This window comes from Pseudomonas tumuqii (genome assembly GCF_013184545.1).
In the GTDB taxonomy this organism is placed as follows: Bacteria; Pseudomonadota; Gammaproteobacteria; order Pseudomonadales; family Pseudomonadaceae; genus Aquipseudomonas; species Aquipseudomonas tumuqii.
The window spans coordinates 57305-74320 of sequence record NZ_JAAOJA010000016.1; the positions used below are offsets into that span (position 1 = coordinate 57305).

The window sequence follows — 17016 nt, forward strand, 5'->3', positions numbered from 1 at the left end:
TCATGGCCACTCTGCAAGCCCGGGATTTTCGCGAACGCAGCCCGCTATCCCACCGCCACGCGGGGGCAACCCTCGGCGGGCTGGGTAACGCTGTGATCGTCGCCCGCTACGGCGCGGATGACCAGCGCGCGCAACTGCAGCGCTGCGCCCTGCTCGACCTGAGCAACCTGGCGCGCGTCGGCTTTCGCGGCGCCCACAGCGCCGACTACCTGCGCCAGCGCGGCTACCAGTTGCCGCAGGCGCCCAACCAGGCGCTGACCCAGACCGATGGCAGCCGGGTCGCACGGCTGTCGCAGAACGAGTACCTGCTGCTCGGCAGCCTGCACGACGCTGGCGGGCGCATCGCCGAGGAAGAGCGTGCCTGGCAGTTCGGCGCGACGGCCAACTACCTACTGCCGCGCCAGGACAGCCATGCCTGGTTGCTGCTGACCGGCGCCCACTGCGCCGAGGTGATGGCCAAGCTGTGCGGCGTCGACCTGCGCGCGCAAGCCTTCCCGCCCGGTGCGGTGGCGCAAACCTCGGCGGCGCGGATCAACGTCATCCTCATCAACCTGGCCGAAGGCGAGCTGCCGTGCCTGCAGATCCTCTGCGACCGCGCCTCGGCCAACTACTTCTGGGACGCCCTGCTCGACGCCATGGCCGAGTTCGGCGGCAAACCGGCGGGAGTCGACGGGCTGCTGTGAGCGACCCAGCGCCTCCCCGAGTGGCGGACATGCAGCGCAGTGTCCGCCCAACCAGCCTCCAAGGAGCCCAAGCATGACCACCGGCGAACACGACTACATGGTCCCCGCCCTGCAGCGCGGCCTAAGCATCCTGCAGATGTTCGGCGCCCGGCAACGCACCCTGGGCATGGGCGAGATCGCCGAGCAGCTCGACGTCAGCGTGTCGGCCATCTACCGCATCGTCCACACCCTGTGCGAGATGGGCTACCTGCGCAAACTCGGCAAGAACTGCTACGAACTGGGGCCGCAGGTGGTCAGCGACGGCTTCAGCTACCTGACCAGCCGCGACCTGGTCGATGTCGGCCTGCCCTACCTGAATGCCCTGCGCGACCGCACCTCGCTGTCCTGCCACCTGTCGATCCGCGAACAGACCGACAGCCTCTACCTGTACCGCGCCTTCGCCGCCCAACGGCTGTCGGTGAACATCCCCATCGGCACGCGCATTCCCTGCCACTGCACGGCCATGGGCCGGATGCTGCTCACCGGCCTGAGCGAGACGGAGCTGGACAGCCTCTACCAGCATGTGCGCCTCGACGACTATCCACCGCCCGCGCCCAAGACCCTGCCCGAACTGCGCCAGCTCATCAAAGGCGACCGCGAGCGTGGCTGGGTGCTGCACCGCTCGGACTACTCGACCGCCATCGCCTGCGCCATCCACAACCACCTCGGCGCCGTGGTGGCCGCCATCAACCTGTCCGGCCCGGAAGCGGTGATGGACAACAGCGCCGCCCGCGACAGCTACCGCGAGGCGCTGCAGCAGTGCGCCCGCGGCATCTCGCGCGAACTCGGCGCCAGCGTCCGCTAACGACGGCGCTTGATCGAGACGCCAGCAGCGAGCACCTGGGAGCGTTCGCAGCAGGCGAGCGTTTTTTCACCAGCTCTCAACCCGACAGCCCCTGCGCCTGCATCAGCTCACTGATGATCGGCACCGGCCCGAGCAGGTGCTCGCGCATGATGCGGCTGGCCCGCTCGGCATCGCGCGCCAGGATCGCCTCGACCAGCACCGCATGCTCATGCCGCTTGGCCTGCAATGCCTGTTCGGAAAACACCGTGTGCTGCAACCAGAGGTGGCGATAGCGCTCGGCCTGATCGAACAACGATGCACGCACCTGCAACAGGTGCGGCGAGCCACAACCCGCCACGATGGCCTCGTGGAAGGCCTTGTGTCGGGCATCCCAGAGGCTGAGCATTTCTTCGGCGTTGCGCACCTCGACGACCTTGCCCAGAGTGTGCGCGCGGGCGAGGATTTCCGCTTCCCAGCTGTCGTCACCGCGCTCGATCGCCAGGGTCAGGAGCATAGCCTCGAGGTTGGCGCGGGCGTCGTAGATATCCGCCAACTCGCTCAGCGACATGGCCGCGACCCGATAGCCGCGCTGGCTGATGGCGACCACCAGGCGCTCCGCCACCAGTTGTGACAACGCCTCGCGCAACGGCCCGACGCCCAGTCCGTAGCGCTCCTTCAACCCGCTCATCAGCAGTTTCTCGCCGGGTTTGAACAGCCCGCGAATGATGTCCCGCTTGAGCACGTCATAGCCACGCACGGCGAAGTTTTCCCGAAAAACTGGTGCTTCCATCTGAACAGCCCCTTTGGCATACGCCGCCATCATACCGAATCAATCGACAAGAACTGCTTGCATCCGTAAGGCACACTTTTATTGACACATTTTAAAAATGTCGATATTTTCAATCTTAATCGACATTACGTCATCCACACCGCTGCACTCCCCGCCCAGGAGAATCGCCATGACCAGCTTTATTCCCGTCAAAGATCTAGTTGTCCCGCTGCCGCAGGAGCTCAAGGGTTTCACCCTCGGCCCGAGCCAATACTCGCCGCGCCTGCTGCAACTGACCTTCAGCCACACCACGGTCGAGGCCTTTCTCGCGGCCATGGCCGAATGGCCGGTGCAGGCCCTGGAATACAAGTCGTTCCTGCGCTTTCGCGCGGCCAAGCTGCTCGACGAGCTGTGCGAAGGCACCCTGCAGCCGGTGCTGATCAACACCCTGGTCGATCGCGACAGCGGTGGCTTGCTGATCACCCCGTACGGCCTGAATAGCGTGGAACAGGCCGACGACATGGTGAAACTGGCCACGGCCGTGGCCCACCTGTTTGGCCGTTCCAACTACGACGCCATGAGCGGCCAGTACTACGCACGTTTCGTGGTGGAGAACGTCGATAATTCCGACAGCTACCTGCGCCAGCCGCACCGGGTGATGGAACTGCACACCGACGGCACCTTCGTCGAGCAGGACACCGACTACGTGCTGATGATGAAGATCGACGAGCAGCACATGGAGGGCGGCAATTCCCTGCTGCTGCACCTGGATGACTGGGAGCAGCTGCAGGCCTTCAACAGCCACCCGCTGGCGCGGCGCGACATGCGCTGGACCGCGCCGCCGAGCAAGAAGGTCGACAAGGACGTGTTCCATGCGGTGTTCGACACCGACAACCAGGGCCGGCCGATCATCAGCTACATCGATCAGTTCGTGCAGCCGCGCAACTTCGAGGAAGGCAACTGGCTGACCGATCTGTGCGAATCGCTGGAAACCAGCCAGCACAAGCTGTCAGTCCCGGTGCCAGTGGGCAGCTTCCTGCTGATCAACAATCACTTCTGGCTGCACGGCCGGGACCGCTTCACCGCCCACCCCGGCCTGCGCCGGGAACTGATGCGCCAGCGCGGCTACTTCACTCACGCCAAGGTGCTGCGCAACCCGCGCCAGTGAATCGGCGCCCGTCACTCCGCTCCCCTGTCGAGAGCCTGCCGACTGCAAGGCCGGCGCTCTCGCGCATCCACCCCAAGATCGCAGGCAACGGCATGTACGACTTCATCATCATCGGCGGCGGCATCATCGGCATGTCCACCGCCATGCAGCTGATCCAGGCCTATCCCGACAGCCGCATGCTGCTGCTGGAGAAGGAAACGGCGCCGGCCATGCACCAGACCGGCCACAACAGCGGCGTAATCCACGCCGGCGTGTATTACACGCCGGGCAGCCTGAAATCCAGGTTCTGCCTGGAGGGCAACCGCGCAACCAAGGCCTTCTGCGATCAGCAGGGGATTCGCTACGACGCCTGCGGCAAGCTGCTGGTGGCGACCAACGAACTGGAAATGCAGCGCATGCAGGCGCTGTGGCAACGCACCGCGGCCAATGGCCTGGAGCGGCACTGGCTGAGTGCCGGCGAATTGCGCGAACGCGAGCCGAACATCAGCGGCATCGGCGGCATATTCGTGCCCTCCAGCGGCATCGTCGACTACGCCGAAGTCACCGCCGCCATGGCCCGCGAGTTCCAGCAGCGCGGCGGTGAAATCCGCTATGCCAGCGAGGTCGTCGGCCTGCAGGAGCGCCCCACGGAAATGCTGGTGCAGACCGCGGCGGGCGATTTCAGCTGCCGGTTGATGATCACCTGCTCGGGGCTGATGGCCGACCGCATGGTGCGCCTGCTCGGGCTCGACCCGGGTTTCAGCATCTGCCCCTTCCGCGGCGAATACTATCGCCTGCCGGAACAGCACAACCGCATCGTCAACCACCTGATCTACCCGATCCCGGACCCGTCCATGCCGTTCCTCGGCGTGCACCTGACCCGCATGATCGACGGCAGCGTCACCGTTGGCCCGAACGCGGTGCTGGCACTCAAGCGCGAGGGCTATCGCAAGCGCGATTTCTCCCTGGCCGACACCCTGGCCATGCTCGGCGACCCGGGCATCCGCAAGGTGCTGCGCGACAACCTGCGTCCCGGCCTGAGCGAGATGAAGAACTCGCTGTTCAAGCGCGGCTATCTGCAGCAAGTGCGCAAGTACTGCCCCAGCCTCACCGTCAAGGACCTGCAGCCCTACCCGGCCGGGGTGCGCGCCCAGGCGGTGTCCAGGGACGGCAAGCTGATCGAGGACTTCCTGTTCCGCAACACCCGGCGCAGCGTCAACGTCTGCAACGCCCCGTCGCCGGCGGCGACCTCGGCGTTGCCGATCGGCGCCTACATCATCGAACAGGTCGACGCGCAACTGCTGGCCCTGCCGGGCTTCAACAAAACCCGGCAAGAGGCAGCGGCACACGCCTAGAACGGCAGTACGCCAGGAGCGAAAAAGCAATGCACCCAGCGACAATCCAGGCGCCCCTGCCGCCACGTAGCCTGTGGCTCATGCGCCTGTCCGCGGGCACTCACCCCAATCCATTTGATCGCCAGGCCAGCCGCGCCTGACCACTCACCTCGAGAGCGTGCCATGAACCAGCCAGTTTCCTCGTTGCCGGAAAAAGACATCCAGTACCAACTGCACCCCTACACCAATGCCCGCCTGCACCAGGAAGTCGGCCCGCTTATCATCGAGCGCGGCGAAGGCATCTATGTGTATGACGACCAGGGCAAGGGCTACATCGAGGCCATGTCCGGCCTGTGGAGCGCGGCGCTGGGCTTCAGCAACCAGCGCCTGATCGCCGCCGCCGAGCAGCAACTGCGCACCCTGCCGTTCTATCACCTGTTCAGCCACAAGTCGCACCGTCCGAGCATCGAGCTGGCCGAGAAACTGATCGAGATGGCGCCGGTGCCGATGAGCAAGGTGTTCTTCACCAACTCCGGCTCCGAAGCCAACGACACCGTGGTCAAGATGGTCTGGTACCTGAACAACGCCCTCGGCAAACCGGCCAAGAAGAAGTTCATCAGCCGGGTCAACGGCTACCACGGCATCACCGTGGCCAGCGCCAGCCTGACCGGCCTGCCCGGCAACCAGCGCGGCTTCGACCTGCCGCTGCCGGGCTTCCTGCATGTCGGCTGCCCGCACCATTACCGCTGTGCCCAGCCAGGCGAGAGCGAGGAGCAGTTCGCCGACCGCCTGGCCGCCGAACTGGAGCAGAAGATCCTCGCCGAAGGCCCGGAGACCATCGCCGCCTTCATTGGTGAACCGTTGATGGGCGCCGGCGGCGTGATAGTGCCGCCGCGCACCTACTGGGAGAAGATCCAGCGGGTCTGCCGCCGCCACGACATCCTGGTGGTCGCCGACGAAGTCATCTGCGGCTTCGGCAGGACCGGGCAGATGTTCGGCAGCCAGACCTTCGGCATCCAGCCGGACATCATGGTGCTGTCCAAGCAGCTGTCGTCGTCCTACCAGCCGATCGCCGCGATCCTGATCAACGACCGGGTGTTCCAGGGCATCGCCGACCAGAGCCAGAGCCTCGGCACCCTCGGCCACGGCTTCACCGGCAGCGGCCATCCGGTGGCCACCGCCGTGGCCCTGGAAAACCTCAAGATCATCGAGGAGGAGCGCCTGGTCGAGCACGCCGCGCAGATGGGCCAGTTGCTGCACGCCGGCCTGCAGCAGTTTGCCGACCACCCGCTGGTCGGCGAGGTTCGCGGCTGCGGCCTGATCGCCGCGGTCGAACTGGTAGGCGATCGCGCCACCAAGGCGCCGCACCAGAGCCTCGGCACCCTCGGTCGGCACATGGCCGCCCGGGCCCAGGAGCACGGCATGATCACCCGCGCCATGGGCGATGCCGTGGCCTTCTGCCCGCCGCTGATCGTCAGCGAAGCGGAGATCGGCCTGATCCTGCAGCGCTTCGCCAGGTCCCTCGACGACACCAGCAGATGGGTTGGCTGAACCCGGGCAGGCCGATGGCCTGCCTATCGAAGCGACTACAACAATAGACCGCAGCCACCGACTACCGGAGCCCGCCATGCAACTCAAAAACGCCCACCTGTTCCGCCAGCAAGCCTATATTGACGGCGTTTGGCTCGACGCGGACAGCGGCCAGACCATCGCCGTGAATAACCCGGCCAGCGGCGAGATCATCGGTTCGGTACCGAAGATGGGCCGCGCGGAAACCCGCCGCGCCATCGAGGCCGCCGAGCGCGCCCTGCCGGCCTGGAGCGCGCTGACCGCCAAGGAACGGGCGAGCAAGCTGCGCCGCTGGTTCGAGCTGATGATGGAAAACCAGGACGACCTCGGCCGCCTGATGACCATCGAACAGGGCAAGCCGCTGAGTGAAGCCAAGGGCGAAATCGCCTACGCCGCCTCCTTCCTCGAGTGGTTCGCCGAAGAAGCCAAGCGCATCTATGGCGACACCATTCCCGGCCACCAGCCGGACAAGCGCATCATCGTGCTCAAGCAGCCGATCGGCGTCACCGCGGCGATCACCCCGTGGAACTTCCCCTCGGCGATGATCACCCGCAAGGCCGGCCCGGCCCTGGCTGCCGGCTGCACCATGGTGCTCAAGCCGGCTTCGCAGACCCCCTACTCCGCCCTGGCCCTGGCGACTCTTGCGGAAAAGGCCGGGATTCCGCCTGGCGTGTTCAGCGTGGTCACCGGCAGCGCCGGCGAGGTCGGCGGCGAGCTGACCGGCAACCCGATCGTGCGCAAGCTGACCTTTACCGGCTCCACCGAGATCGGTCGCCAGCTGATGGCCGAGTGCGCCCAGGACATCAAGAAGGTGTCGCTGGAGCTGGGCGGCAACGCGCCGTTCATCGTCTTCGACGACGCCGACCTGGATGCCGCCGTGGAAGGCGCGCTGATCTCCAAGTACCGCAACAACGGCCAGACCTGCGTGTGCGCCAACCGCCTGTATATCCAGGACGGGGTGTACGACGCCTTCGTCGACAAGCTGATAGCCGCCGTGGCCAAGCTGAAGATCGGCAACGGCCTGGAACACGGCACCACCACCGGCCCGCTGATCGACGCCAAGGCGGTGGCCAAGGTCCAGGAACACATCGCCGACGCCCTCGGCAAAGGCGCCAAGCTGGTGGCCGGCGGCAAGCCGCACAGTCTCGGCGGCAGCTTCTTCGAGCCGACCATCCTGGTCGACGTGCCGAACCATGCCGCGGTCGCCAAGGAAGAGACCTTCGGCCCGCTGGCGCCGCTGTTCCGCTTCCAGGACGAGGCCGACGTCATCGCCATGGCCAACGACACCGAATTCGGCCTGGCCTCCTACTTCTACGCTCGCGACCTCGGCCGCGTGTTCCGTGTGGCGGAGGCGCTGGAGTACGGCATGGTCGGCATCAACACCGGGGTGATCTCCACCGAAGTGGCTCCGTTCGGCGGGGTCAAGGCGTCCGGCCTGGGCCGCGAGGGCTCCAAGTACGGCATCGAGGACTACCTCGAACTGAAGTACCTGTGCCTCGGTATCTGAGCCGACCCCGGTCCTGATCACGGGCTTACCTGCAATGCTGTTCACTTAATCAGGTGAGCAGCATTTTTTTGTAGCCCGGATGCAATCCTGGCTACGCACTTGCTCCTTTCACTCTGGTGCGCATAGCGCACCCTAGGGTTTTTCCGGCACGCCGCGCGGCGCCCCACCCAGTTCACTGGATGACAAAAGACAGGGCCGCCAGCAGCAATTCTTTATCCACCCGCCTGCTTACCATCATGACTCCACCCCCTCGCACAACAACAAGAGAAGAGTCATGGCCGGAAATATCAAGAAGCACGGCGACAGCGCCGACTGCGCCCTAGTGGCGGTTCCCGACAATCAACGCATGAGCAAAGGTTCGCTGACCATGGCCTGGTGGGCCATCTGCAGCGCCATGTTCTGGCTGGTGGTGTCCGCCACTCTGGCGATGAACTTCGGCACGCAGAACGCCATCATCGGCCTGCTGCTGTCCGTCGTCACCTATGCGGCCATCAACGGCGTCATCGCCCGTTATGCGATCAAGACCGGGCTGTCGGTCGCCCTGTTCTCCCGCGTGCTGTTCGGCCGCACCGGTGCGGCACTGGCCACCCTGATCTTCTTCGCCACCGCGATCTACTACAGCGTGTTCGAAGGCTCGGTGATCGCCATCGCCATCCACAACTATGTGTCCGGCCTCACGCTCAACCAGGCCTACCTGCTGGTGGTGCTGTACAGCGTGCCGCTGGTGTTCGGCAGCGTGCAGACCTGGCTGGACAAGTTCAACGGCGTGCTGCTGCCGCTCTACCTGCTCGGCCTGATCGCCGTGGTGGTGATGGCGGTCGGCAAATACGGCTACAGCTCCGCCTGGCTGGAAATGGGGCCTGAGAGCGGGCCGGTGAGCAATGGCTGGTGGGACTGTTTCACCTACTTCATGGGCGTCTGGATTCTCATGATGTACACCTGGGACTACGCCCGCTTCGGCCGCCAGGAAGATGCCGGCTACCACGCCAGCTTCAACTTCGGCCTGCCGTTCTACATCTTCACCTTCCTGATCAACGGCCTGGTCGGCATCTTCCTCGCCGCGACCATCCCGACCCAGGGCGGTCTCTCGGAAGTCTCGGTGGTGCTCGCCATCGTCGAGCTGATGGGCATCTGGGGCCTGCTGTTCGTCTGGGTCAGCCAGACCCGCATCAACACCGCCAACTTCTTCATGGCGGCCAGCAACATGCAGGCCTTCTTCAGCCGCTTTGGCCTGGCCGGCGTGCCTTACATGGTCTGGGCCGTGGTGGTCGGCATGGTGGTGTACGCCCTGATGCTGCTCAACGTGTTCAGCTACATCCTGCAAGCCCTGGCCTACCAGAGCATCTTCGTGGTGGCCTGGGTGGCGATCGCCCTGGCCCACATCTTCTCGCCGAAGTACGACCAGCTGTTCGACGGCAAGCTGGAGTACCAGCCGGATCGCGTCACCTCGTTCAACCCCTGCGGCCTGACCGCCTGGTTCTTCGCCGCCGGTCTGGGCATCGTCCTGCTCAACGTCGACGGTGCGGCGCTGGCGTCCTACTCGGCGCCGGTGACCTTTATCAGCGCCTTCGGCGCCTATTGGCTGCTGCTGGGCAACGCCAAACGCAGCTGGTTCATCCGCGCCAGCTGCAGCTGACACCACGCTCGTCCATAGCCGCCGGGGCTTGCCCTGGCCGCTCGCGGCAGCGAACTCACCGATTCAGCGCAAGCCTCGGCAACCCGCCGCGGCTTGGCGCTGCGCTGCAAAAAAACAAGACCGATAATGCAACGGAGTAGCTCCATGAACCTGTTCAACCGCCGCACCCTACCCGCCCTCGGCGCCCTGCCGCTGCTGGCCGCCATCGCCATGCCAGCCGCCGCGGTCGCGATCAACGACAGCCTCGACATCGGCGGCGCGGTGCGGGCGCGCGTCGACTACGACCCCGACCGCGACATCGAGGAACTCGGCTTCGATACCGCCTTCCTCACCGCCAGCTACAACTCCGACAGCTGGATAGGTGCGGCCAAGTACCGCTTCTACGGCGATGCCTACCCCTACGACTACACCGACAAGATCGGCGATATCTCCTTCGCCGAATACGCCTGGATCGGCTACAAGTTCGACGAGTCGCGCCAGCTCCAGGTCGGTCTGAACAAGATCCCCTTTGGCCTGCAGCCTTACTTCGGCAGCACCTTCTTCGAGTCGCTGGGCAACGTCATCGGCCTCGAAGACATCCAGGATCTGGGCGTCAAATACATCCAGCAGCAGGGTGACTGGAACCTCCAGCTCGGCTACTACCTGCGCCCCGCCGACCAGGGCCAGGGCACCAGCCGCGGCGGCCGGACCTATGCCACCAGCGTCGCCACCGCCGACGACTATGTGGTCGATGGCAGCGACAACCACGAGCGCGACATCCTGGTCGGACGTCTGGCGCGCAACCTCAAGTTCGGCGCCTGGCAATCGGAGATCGGCGCCTCGCTGCTGACCTCGTCGCTGGAAAACCAGGACACCGGCGACAGCGGCCGACGCAACGCCCTGGCCGTGCACTACCTGGGCAAGAACGGCCCCTGGGGCGTGCAACTGCAGGCCACCCGCCAGGAGATGACGCCGGAAAACCCCGGCAGCGACGAACTGGTCAGCTTCGGCAGTTTCGACGGCACCTTCAACGTCGCGGCCAAGGGCGATCTGTACGTGGCCGACCTCAGCTACGACATCGCCGGCACCTTCGGCTGGTTCTCCGGGGTCAAGGTCTATGGCAACTACAGCCTGTTCGACAAGGACGAGTCCAGTTTCGAGGATTCCCAGCGCTTCATCCTCGGCACCTCCTTCTCGCTGAAAGACCTGTGGATCGCCGTCGAATGGCTGCACGGCAAGCACGACCCCTATATCGGCGGCGGTAGCTACACCCAGAGCCTGGGAGCCGGCGGCAGCGACCGCTGGGAGAACCAGCTGTACACCAACATCGGTTACTACTTCTAAGGACATCCCACAGGACGAATGCTCACGTTCCTGTCTTGGCCAGCCTCGTGCTGGCCTTTTTTATGACCTTGACCCAGCTCGGATGGGGTGACGCCGCCGTGCGGGCTGTCAGCGGTGCGCGCGACGCACCCTACCCGAACCGGCTATACGCCAGGCAGCGTTTGCAGGAGAACGTCCCACCCGGGCCGCCGTCTGATCTCGCGCGGACAGTGCACTGCACGCCAATAAACGGTGCATCCGGCGACAAGCCAGGCGCCAGGCCGGCGCGTAGCTTTAGTGACGTGGGCAAGACATCCGTCACGGCCCTCACCCGGACAAAAACAAGATTTGTGGTGACCCATGAACACAGTAGATCCGATCACCCTGGCAGTCGTGCGCGGCGCGCTCGAAACCGCCCAGCGAGAAATGACCCTGACGCTGGAAAAGACCAGTCGTTCGAGCGTGTTCAACCTCGCCCACGACTATTCCAACGCCCTCTTCGACCATCTCCCGGAAATGATCCTGCAAGGCCAGGACATCCCGATCCACCTCGGCTCGCTGATCCCGGCGATGAAATGCGTGGCCGGCTTCTTCGGCGATGACATCGCCGAGGGCGACGTCATCTATCACAACGACCCGGCCTACAAGGGCAGCCACATCCTCGACTGCTGCATGTACAAGCCGGTGTTCTACCAGGGTGAACTGGTGTTCTGGACCGTCTGCAAGGGCCACCTCACCGATATCGGCGGCCCGGTGCCGGCCGGCTATAACCCGGATGCCAAGGAAATCTATGCCGAAGGCCTGCGCATCCCGCCGGTCAAGCTGTGGGCCCAGGGCAAGCGCCGCGAGGACGTGGTCAACCTGCTGCTGACCAACATGCGCGCCCGCGCCTACCAGGAAGGCGACCTGAATGCCCAGTACGGCGCCTGCAGTGTCGGCGAGCGTCACCTGATCGAGCTGCTCGAGCGCTATGGCGTCGAGCAGGTGCGCGCCTGCATCGGCGAACTCAAGGACATGGCCGACCGCCACATGCGCGCCCTGCTGCGCGAGGTACCGGACGGCTGCTACTCGGGTACCGCGGTACTCGAAGACTCCGGCCACGGCCTGGGCGAACTGTCAATCACCGCGCGGGTGGAAATCCGTGGCGACCAAGCCCATGTGCTGATCGAGAGCCCGCCGCAGGTGCCCTACTTCATCAACTCCTACGAGGGCAATTCGATCTCCGGCGTCTACCTCGGCCTGATGATGTTCGCCCAGGTGCCGCCGCCCTATAACGAAGGCCTGTACCGCTGCATCAGTGTCGACCTCGGCCCACCCGGCACGCTGTGCAATGCCCAGGAACCGGCGCCGCACGTCAACAGCACCACCACGCCGATGGAAACCCTCGCCGACGCCGTACGCCTGGCCCTGGAACAGGCCGCACCGGAGCGGGTGACCGCTTCCTGGGGGCATGCCAGCGGGATCAACATCGCCGGCCACGACCCGCGCAACGGCAATGACGAATACGTGACCATGGTGCTCGCCTCGATCATCTCCGGCGCCGGCGCCAACCAGGCCATGGACGGTTGGCCGGCCTGCGGCCCGCTGTGCTGCTTCGGCGCGCTGATGTCCGGCGATATCGAGCTGCTGGAGTACTCCTACCCGATCCTGATCCACCGCTACAGCCTGATGGCCGACAGTGGCGGCGCCGGCGAATTCCGCGGCGGTTCCGGCACCCGCCTGGAAATCGAACCGCTCGAGCATGCCATGACCGTGGTCGGTTTCGGCGAAGGCCGCCAGCTGCCGACCGCCGGCGCGGCCGGGGCGAACAACGTGCTGCTCGAGCCCAAGCTCGGCCGCCTGATCCACCGGCATGCCGACGGCGAGGAAAGCCACTACATCCAGAACACCCTGCTGACCGCCCAGCCGGGCGAACGGGTGATCAACGTCAATCCGGGTGGCGGTGGCTACGGCGACCCGCTGCGCCGGCCGCTGGCCGCCGTGCTGGCCGATGTGCGCAACGGCCTGGTTTCGCGCGAAGGCGCGCGCCTGGAATACGGCGTGGTCATCGACGGCCAGGGCCAACTTGACGAAGCCGCCACCCGCGCCCAGCGCGCCGCGCATTGAGCACAGCAGAGGATCAGAGCATGACTAAGCAACAATATCGCCTGGGCATCGACGCCGGCGGCACTTTCACCGATTTCATTCTCGCCGACCGCAACGGCAACGTGCAGCTGTTCAAGGCGCCATCCACCCCGCATGACGGCACCCTGGCGATCCGCAACGGCCTGGCGCAGATCGCCGATGCCATCGGCCGCAGCCCGGCTGAGATCATTGCCGACTGCGACCTGTGCATCAACGGCACCACGGTGGCGCTCAACGCACTGATCGAAAAGACCGGGGTCAAGGTCGGCCTGCTGTGCACCGATGGCCACGAGGACAGCCTGGAAATCCGCCTCGGCCACAAGGAAGACGGCCACCGCTACGACGCCACCTATCCGCCGGCGTACATGCTGGTGCCGCGCCACCTGCGCCGGCCGATCGGCGGGCGCGTGCTCAGCGACGGCCGCGAGTACAGCGCGCTGGACGAGGCGGCGATCCTGGCCGCCATCGACTACTTCCGTGAGCAACAGGTGCAGGCGGTGGCGATCTCCTTCGTCTGGTCGGTGCGCAACCCGAGCCACGAACAGCGCGCCATGCAGATGGTCCGCGCCGCCCTGCCGGACGTGTTCGTCTGCAGCGGCCACGAGGTGTTCCCGCAGATCCGCGAATACACCCGCACCTCCACCACCGTGGTCAACGCCTACCTGAGCCCGGTGATGGGCCGCTATATCGAGCGCATCGACGCGCTGTTCGAGGAGCTGGGCGCGCAGCAACCGACCCGCTACTTCCAGTCCAACGGCGGCCTGGCGCCCGGTGCCGTGATGCGCGAGCGCGCGGTCAATGCGATCAACTCCGGGCCCGCCTCGGCACCGCAGGCCGGCCTGTGCGTGGCGCAACCCTTCGGCATCGACAACGTGATCACCGTCGACATGGGCGGCACCTCGTTCGACATCACCCTGAGCAAGGGCGGGCGCACCAATTTCAGCAAGGACAGCGACTTCCTGCGCTACCGCATCGGTGTGCCGATGATCCAGGTGGAAACCCTCGGCGCCGGCGGCGGTTCGATCGCCCACCTCGACGATTTCGGCATGCTCCAGGTCGGCCCACGCAGCGCCGGCGCCACGCCCGGCCCGGTGTGCTACGGCAAGGGCGGCAGCGAACCAACCGTGACCGACGCCAACTTGGCGCTCGGCTACCTGGCCGACGGCGCCCTGCTCGGTGGCAGCATCCGCCTCGACCGCCAGGCCGCGATCAACGCGATCCGGAGCAAGATCGCCGAACCGCTGGGCATCAGCGTCGAGCGTGCGGCGATCGGCATCATCACCCTGGTCAACCTGAACATGGTCAGCGGCATCCGCCGGGTATCGGTGGAGCGCGGCTATGACCCGCGCGACTTCGCCCTGATCGGCGCAGGTGGCGCGGCGGGCATGCACGTGATGCGCCTGGCCGAGGAAATCGGCAGCAAGGTGGTGCTGATCCCCAAGGTGGCGTCCGGTTTGTGCGCCTTCGGCCAGATCCTCTCGGACATCCGCTACGACCAGCTGACCACCCTGCCGATGCGCCTGGATGATCAGCACGTCGACCTCGAGCAGCTCAACCTGGCCCTGCACGACCTGCGCGAGCGCGGCATGGCCAACCTGCGCGACGACGGCTTCAGCACCGGCAACCGGGTCGACTGCCAGTACAACCTGGAGATCCGCTACCTGGGGCAGATCCACGAGTGCAACGTCGAGCTGAGCTGCGAGCAACTCGACCGCAGCAGCCTGGCGGCGCTGCGCGAAGCCTTCCACCAGCGGCACAAGGCGCTGTTCTCCTACAGCGAACCGGACAGCCCGATCGAGCTGGTCAACCTCGAGTGCTCGGTGATCGCCCGCCTGCAACGGCCCCCCATGCCGGAGCTGGTCATCCCGGCCGAACCGTGCGCGGCCAGCCCGGTCGGTCATCGGCCGATGCTGTTCAGCGCCCAGGACGACTGGCAGGACACCCCGGTGTACAACGGCGACCGGTTGCAGGCCGGGCAGACCATCCAGGGCCCCTGCGTGATCGAGGAAGCGACCACCAACATCGTCGTGCCACCAGGCTGGCAAGCCACCCTGTCGCCCTCGGCCACCTACCGGCTGACACCCGGTGATTGACCCTTGGTAAACATTGGCAAATGATGGCAAAACAGCGGCGCCGGCAGTTCTACTGATCGGCGCCGTCCTCACAATAACAACATACGAGGACCGGCCATGGCACACCAACTCTCCACCCGCTATTGGCCCGACAGTGAACGCCAACCGCGCTGGGCCGAAGCGATCGGCAGCACCTATTTCCCGCTGTCGCTGGAATTCGCCCCCAACGCCAGTTTCAGCGGCAGCCTGCAGATCTGGGAAACCAACAGCACCTCCCTGACCTTGTCGCGCCTGCGCTCGAGCCAGCTCGGCTACTCGCGCAGCAAGGCCCAGGTCAGCGACGACCGCGAAGCCTGCTACCTGGTCACGGTGCCACGCCGTGCCGAAGTACATTTCGAGCAGGACGGCCGCGAACTGCACTGCCAGCCCGGAGGCTTCATCTTCGAGCGCGGCGATGCGCCCTACCGTTTCCACTACGCCAGCGACAACGACCTCTGGGTTTTCAAGCTGCCCGAACGCGCCCTGCATGGCCAGTTGCGCGGCGCCGAGCGCTATACGCGCTTCTGCTTCGATGCCAGGCGCAGCCTCGGGCGGATCTTCGTCGACCAGTTGGCGATGTGCGCGGCGCGCTTCGACGAGTGCGACCAGGCCGCCCGCCACATGCTGCTGGAACAGGCCCTGTCGACCCTGCTGATGGCCCTGCGCCAGGACGAACGGGTACTCAACAGCGAAAGCTCGAACCTGGCCGCCCTGCACCTGCAGCGCATCGAGCACTATGTCGAGCAACACCTGTGCTCGTCCGACCTGACCCCGCAGCAGGTCGCCGCCGCCTGCGGCCTGTCGGTGCGCTATCTGCACAAGCTGTTCACCAGCACCCCCTACAGCCTCGGCGAATGGATCCGCCTGCAGCGCCTGGAAGCCATCAACCGGCGCCTGCACGACCCGCACTGCCACCTGTCGATTGGCGAACTGGCGCTGCACTGGGGTTTCAGCGACCAAGCGCAGTTCACGCGCAGCTTTCGCCAGCACTTCGGCTGCACCGCCAGCGAGGTCCGCGCCGGGGTGTCCGCCAGTAAGTAGGGTGCGCTCTGCGCACCGCTGTTGAATCGAAGATTTCGCTGCGCCCCGCGCACCCGAGGATTCAGGCGTGCAGCACCACGGTGCGGTTGGCGTTGAGGAACACCCGCCGTTCGAGGTGGTAGGCGATCGCCTTGGCCAGGGTCTGGCACTCGATATCGCGGCCCTTGGCGACCAGGTCTTCGGGGTAGTGGGCATGGTCCACCGACTCCACACCCTGGGCGATGATCGGCCCCTCGTCGAGGTCGTTGTTGATGTAGTGGGCGGTGGCGCCGACCAGCTTGACCCCCTTCTGGTAGGCCTGGTGATAGGGCTTGGCGCCCTTGAATCCGGGCAGCAGCGAGTGGTGGATATTGATCGCCCAGCCGTCCAGCCGGCGACACAGCTCCGGCGAGAGCACCTGCATGTAGCGGGCGAGCACCACCAGTTCGGCGCCGGTCTCCTCGATCACCTGGATGACCTTGCGCTCCTGCGAAGGCTTGTCGTGCGGGTCGAGGGGGAAGTGGTAATAGGGAATGCCGTGCCAGCGCGCCAGCGGTTCCAGGTCCGGGTGGTTGGACACCACCGCCACCACGTCCATGGCCAGGTGGCCGATGCGTTGGCGATAGAGCAAATCGTTGAGGCAATGGTCGGCCTTGCTCACCATCAGCACCACCTTGGCCCGGTAGCCCGGCGGGGTCAGTTCGGTGTGCATGGCGAAGGGCGCCAGGCGCTCGTCGAGGCCGGCGCGGAAGGCCGGCTCGTCGAAGCCGTCGGGCTGGCGGAACTCGACGCGGATGAAGAAGCGCGCGGACAGCCGGTCATCGAACGAGTGGTGCTCGGTGACGTAGCAGCGCTGCTCGAACAGGAAGCGCGTCACCGCGTCCACGGTGCCGAGCACGCTCGGGCAGTGGGCGGTGAGAATCCAGGTGTCGGGGGTGCGGCTCATGGTTTTCTCCAATCAGGGCGCAGGGTGGATCGGTGCGCGCCTCCC

Annotated in this window: 13 protein-coding genes; 11 read left to right on the top strand and 2 right to left on the bottom strand. The window is 65.7% G+C overall.

Going from position 1 to position 17016, the window contains the following annotated elements; translation table 11 throughout:
• The first annotated feature begins 2 nt into the window (after positions 1–2).
• Complete coding sequence (locus G9C89_RS21970; RefSeq protein ID WP_172152233.1) at positions 3–683, top strand: sarcosine oxidase subunit gamma; 681 nt, start codon at positions 3–5, stop codon at positions 681–683.
• Positions 684–756: 73 nt separating this feature from the next.
• Positions 757–1527 (top strand): IclR family transcriptional regulator, encoded by a 771-nt coding sequence (locus G9C89_RS21975; protein WP_172152235.1) that lies wholly within the window; start codon positions 757–759, stop codon positions 1525–1527.
• 76 nt (positions 1528–1603) lie between these two features.
• Here the strand turns inward: G9C89_RS21975 and csiR are convergent, their stop codons facing one another.
• Positions 1604–2296, bottom strand: coding sequence for a DNA-binding transcriptional regulator CsiR (gene csiR / locus G9C89_RS21980; RefSeq protein WP_172152237.1), 693 nt, complete (start codon positions 2294–2296; stop codon positions 1604–1606).
• A gap of 169 nt (positions 2297–2465) precedes the next feature.
• Here csiR and glaH point away from each other — a divergent pair, with 169 nt between their 5' ends.
• The 9 genes from glaH (at position 2466) to G9C89_RS22025 (ending at position 16046) form a co-directional block, all read left to right on the top strand.
• Positions 2466–3443, top strand: coding sequence for a glutarate dioxygenase GlaH (gene glaH / locus G9C89_RS21985; protein WP_172152239.1), 978 nt, complete (start codon positions 2466–2468; stop codon positions 3441–3443).
• A 92-nt stretch (positions 3444–3535) separates the two neighbouring features.
• Positions 3536–4777 (top strand): L-2-hydroxyglutarate oxidase, encoded by a 1242-nt coding sequence (gene lhgO, locus G9C89_RS21990; protein WP_172152241.1) that lies wholly within the window; start codon positions 3536–3538, stop codon positions 4775–4777.
• Positions 4778–4939: 162 nt separating this feature from the next.
• Positions 4940–6307 (top strand): aspartate aminotransferase family protein, encoded by a 1368-nt coding sequence (locus G9C89_RS21995; protein ID WP_172152243.1) that lies wholly within the window; start codon positions 4940–4942, stop codon positions 6305–6307.
• A 76-nt stretch (positions 6308–6383) separates the two neighbouring features.
• Positions 6384–7832, top strand: a complete 1449-nt coding sequence (gene gabD, locus G9C89_RS22000; RefSeq protein WP_172152245.1) for an NADP-dependent succinate-semialdehyde dehydrogenase — start codon at positions 6384–6386, stop codon at positions 7830–7832.
• Positions 7833–8106: 274 nt separating this feature from the next.
• On the top strand, positions 8107–9468 hold the full coding sequence (locus G9C89_RS22005; protein ID WP_172152247.1) for a purine-cytosine permease family protein: 1362 nt from the start codon (positions 8107–8109) through the stop codon (positions 9466–9468).
• Positions 9469–9612: 144 nt separating this feature from the next.
• A complete protein-coding gene (locus G9C89_RS22010; protein WP_172152248.1) occupies positions 9613–10791 on the top strand; it encodes a porin in 1179 nt (392 codons plus the stop codon).
• Between the two features lie 339 nt (positions 10792–11130).
• Positions 11131–12876, top strand: coding sequence for a caprolactamase subunit beta (gene capB, locus G9C89_RS22015; protein WP_172152250.1), 1746 nt, complete (start codon positions 11131–11133; stop codon positions 12874–12876).
• Positions 12877–12896: 20 nt separating this feature from the next.
• Positions 12897–14987: a caprolactamase subunit alpha gene (capA, locus tag G9C89_RS22020; protein ID WP_172152252.1), complete on the top strand. Its 2091-nt coding sequence runs from the start codon at positions 12897–12899 to the stop codon at positions 14985–14987.
• 96 nt (positions 14988–15083) lie between these two features.
• Positions 15084–16046: an AraC-like ligand-binding domain-containing protein gene (locus tag G9C89_RS22025; RefSeq protein WP_172152254.1), complete on the top strand. Its 963-nt coding sequence runs from the start codon at positions 15084–15086 to the stop codon at positions 16044–16046.
• A 61-nt stretch (positions 16047–16107) separates the two neighbouring features.
• On the opposite strand, the gene purU is transcribed toward G9C89_RS22025, so the two are convergent.
• Entirely contained in the window at positions 16108–16971 is an 864-nt protein-coding gene (gene purU, locus G9C89_RS22030; protein ID WP_172152256.1) for a formyltetrahydrofolate deformylase, read from the bottom strand.
• Positions 16972–17016: the final 45 nt, after the last annotated feature.

Excerpts from the sequence above, each read along its gene's own strand:
- G9C89_RS21970 (WP_172152233.1), top strand. The coding sequence starts at position 3 with ATGGCCACTCTGCAAGCCCGGGATTTTCGCGAACGCAGCCCGCTATCC.
- G9C89_RS22005 (WP_172152247.1), top strand. The coding sequence starts at position 8,107 with ATGGCCGGAAATATCAAGAAGCACGGCGACAGCGCCGACTGCGCCCTA.
- glaH (WP_172152239.1), top strand. The coding sequence starts at position 2,466 with ATGACCAGCTTTATTCCCGTCAAAGATCTAGTTGTCCCGCTGCCGCAG.
- gabD (WP_172152245.1), top strand. The coding sequence starts at position 6,384 with ATGCAACTCAAAAACGCCCACCTGTTCCGCCAGCAAGCCTATATTGAC.
- csiR (WP_172152237.1), bottom strand. The coding sequence starts at position 2,296 with ATGGAAGCACCAGTTTTTCGGGAAAACTTCGCCGTGCGTGGCTATGAC.
- lhgO (WP_172152241.1), top strand. The coding sequence starts at position 3,536 with ATGTACGACTTCATCATCATCGGCGGCGGCATCATCGGCATGTCCACC.
- capA (WP_172152252.1), top strand. The coding sequence starts at position 12,897 with ATGACTAAGCAACAATATCGCCTGGGCATCGACGCCGGCGGCACTTTC.
- G9C89_RS22025 (WP_172152254.1), top strand. The coding sequence starts at position 15,084 with ATGGCACACCAACTCTCCACCCGCTATTGGCCCGACAGTGAACGCCAA.
- G9C89_RS21995 (WP_172152243.1), top strand. The coding sequence starts at position 4,940 with ATGAACCAGCCAGTTTCCTCGTTGCCGGAAAAAGACATCCAGTACCAA.
- purU (WP_172152256.1), bottom strand. The coding sequence starts at position 16,971 with ATGAGCCGCACCCCCGACACCTGGATTCTCACCGCCCACTGCCCGAGC.
- G9C89_RS22010 (WP_172152248.1), top strand. The coding sequence starts at position 9,613 with ATGAACCTGTTCAACCGCCGCACCCTACCCGCCCTCGGCGCCCTGCCG.
- capB (WP_172152250.1), top strand. The coding sequence starts at position 11,131 with ATGAACACAGTAGATCCGATCACCCTGGCAGTCGTGCGCGGCGCGCTC.
- G9C89_RS21975 (WP_172152235.1), top strand. The coding sequence starts at position 757 with ATGACCACCGGCGAACACGACTACATGGTCCCCGCCCTGCAGCGCGGC.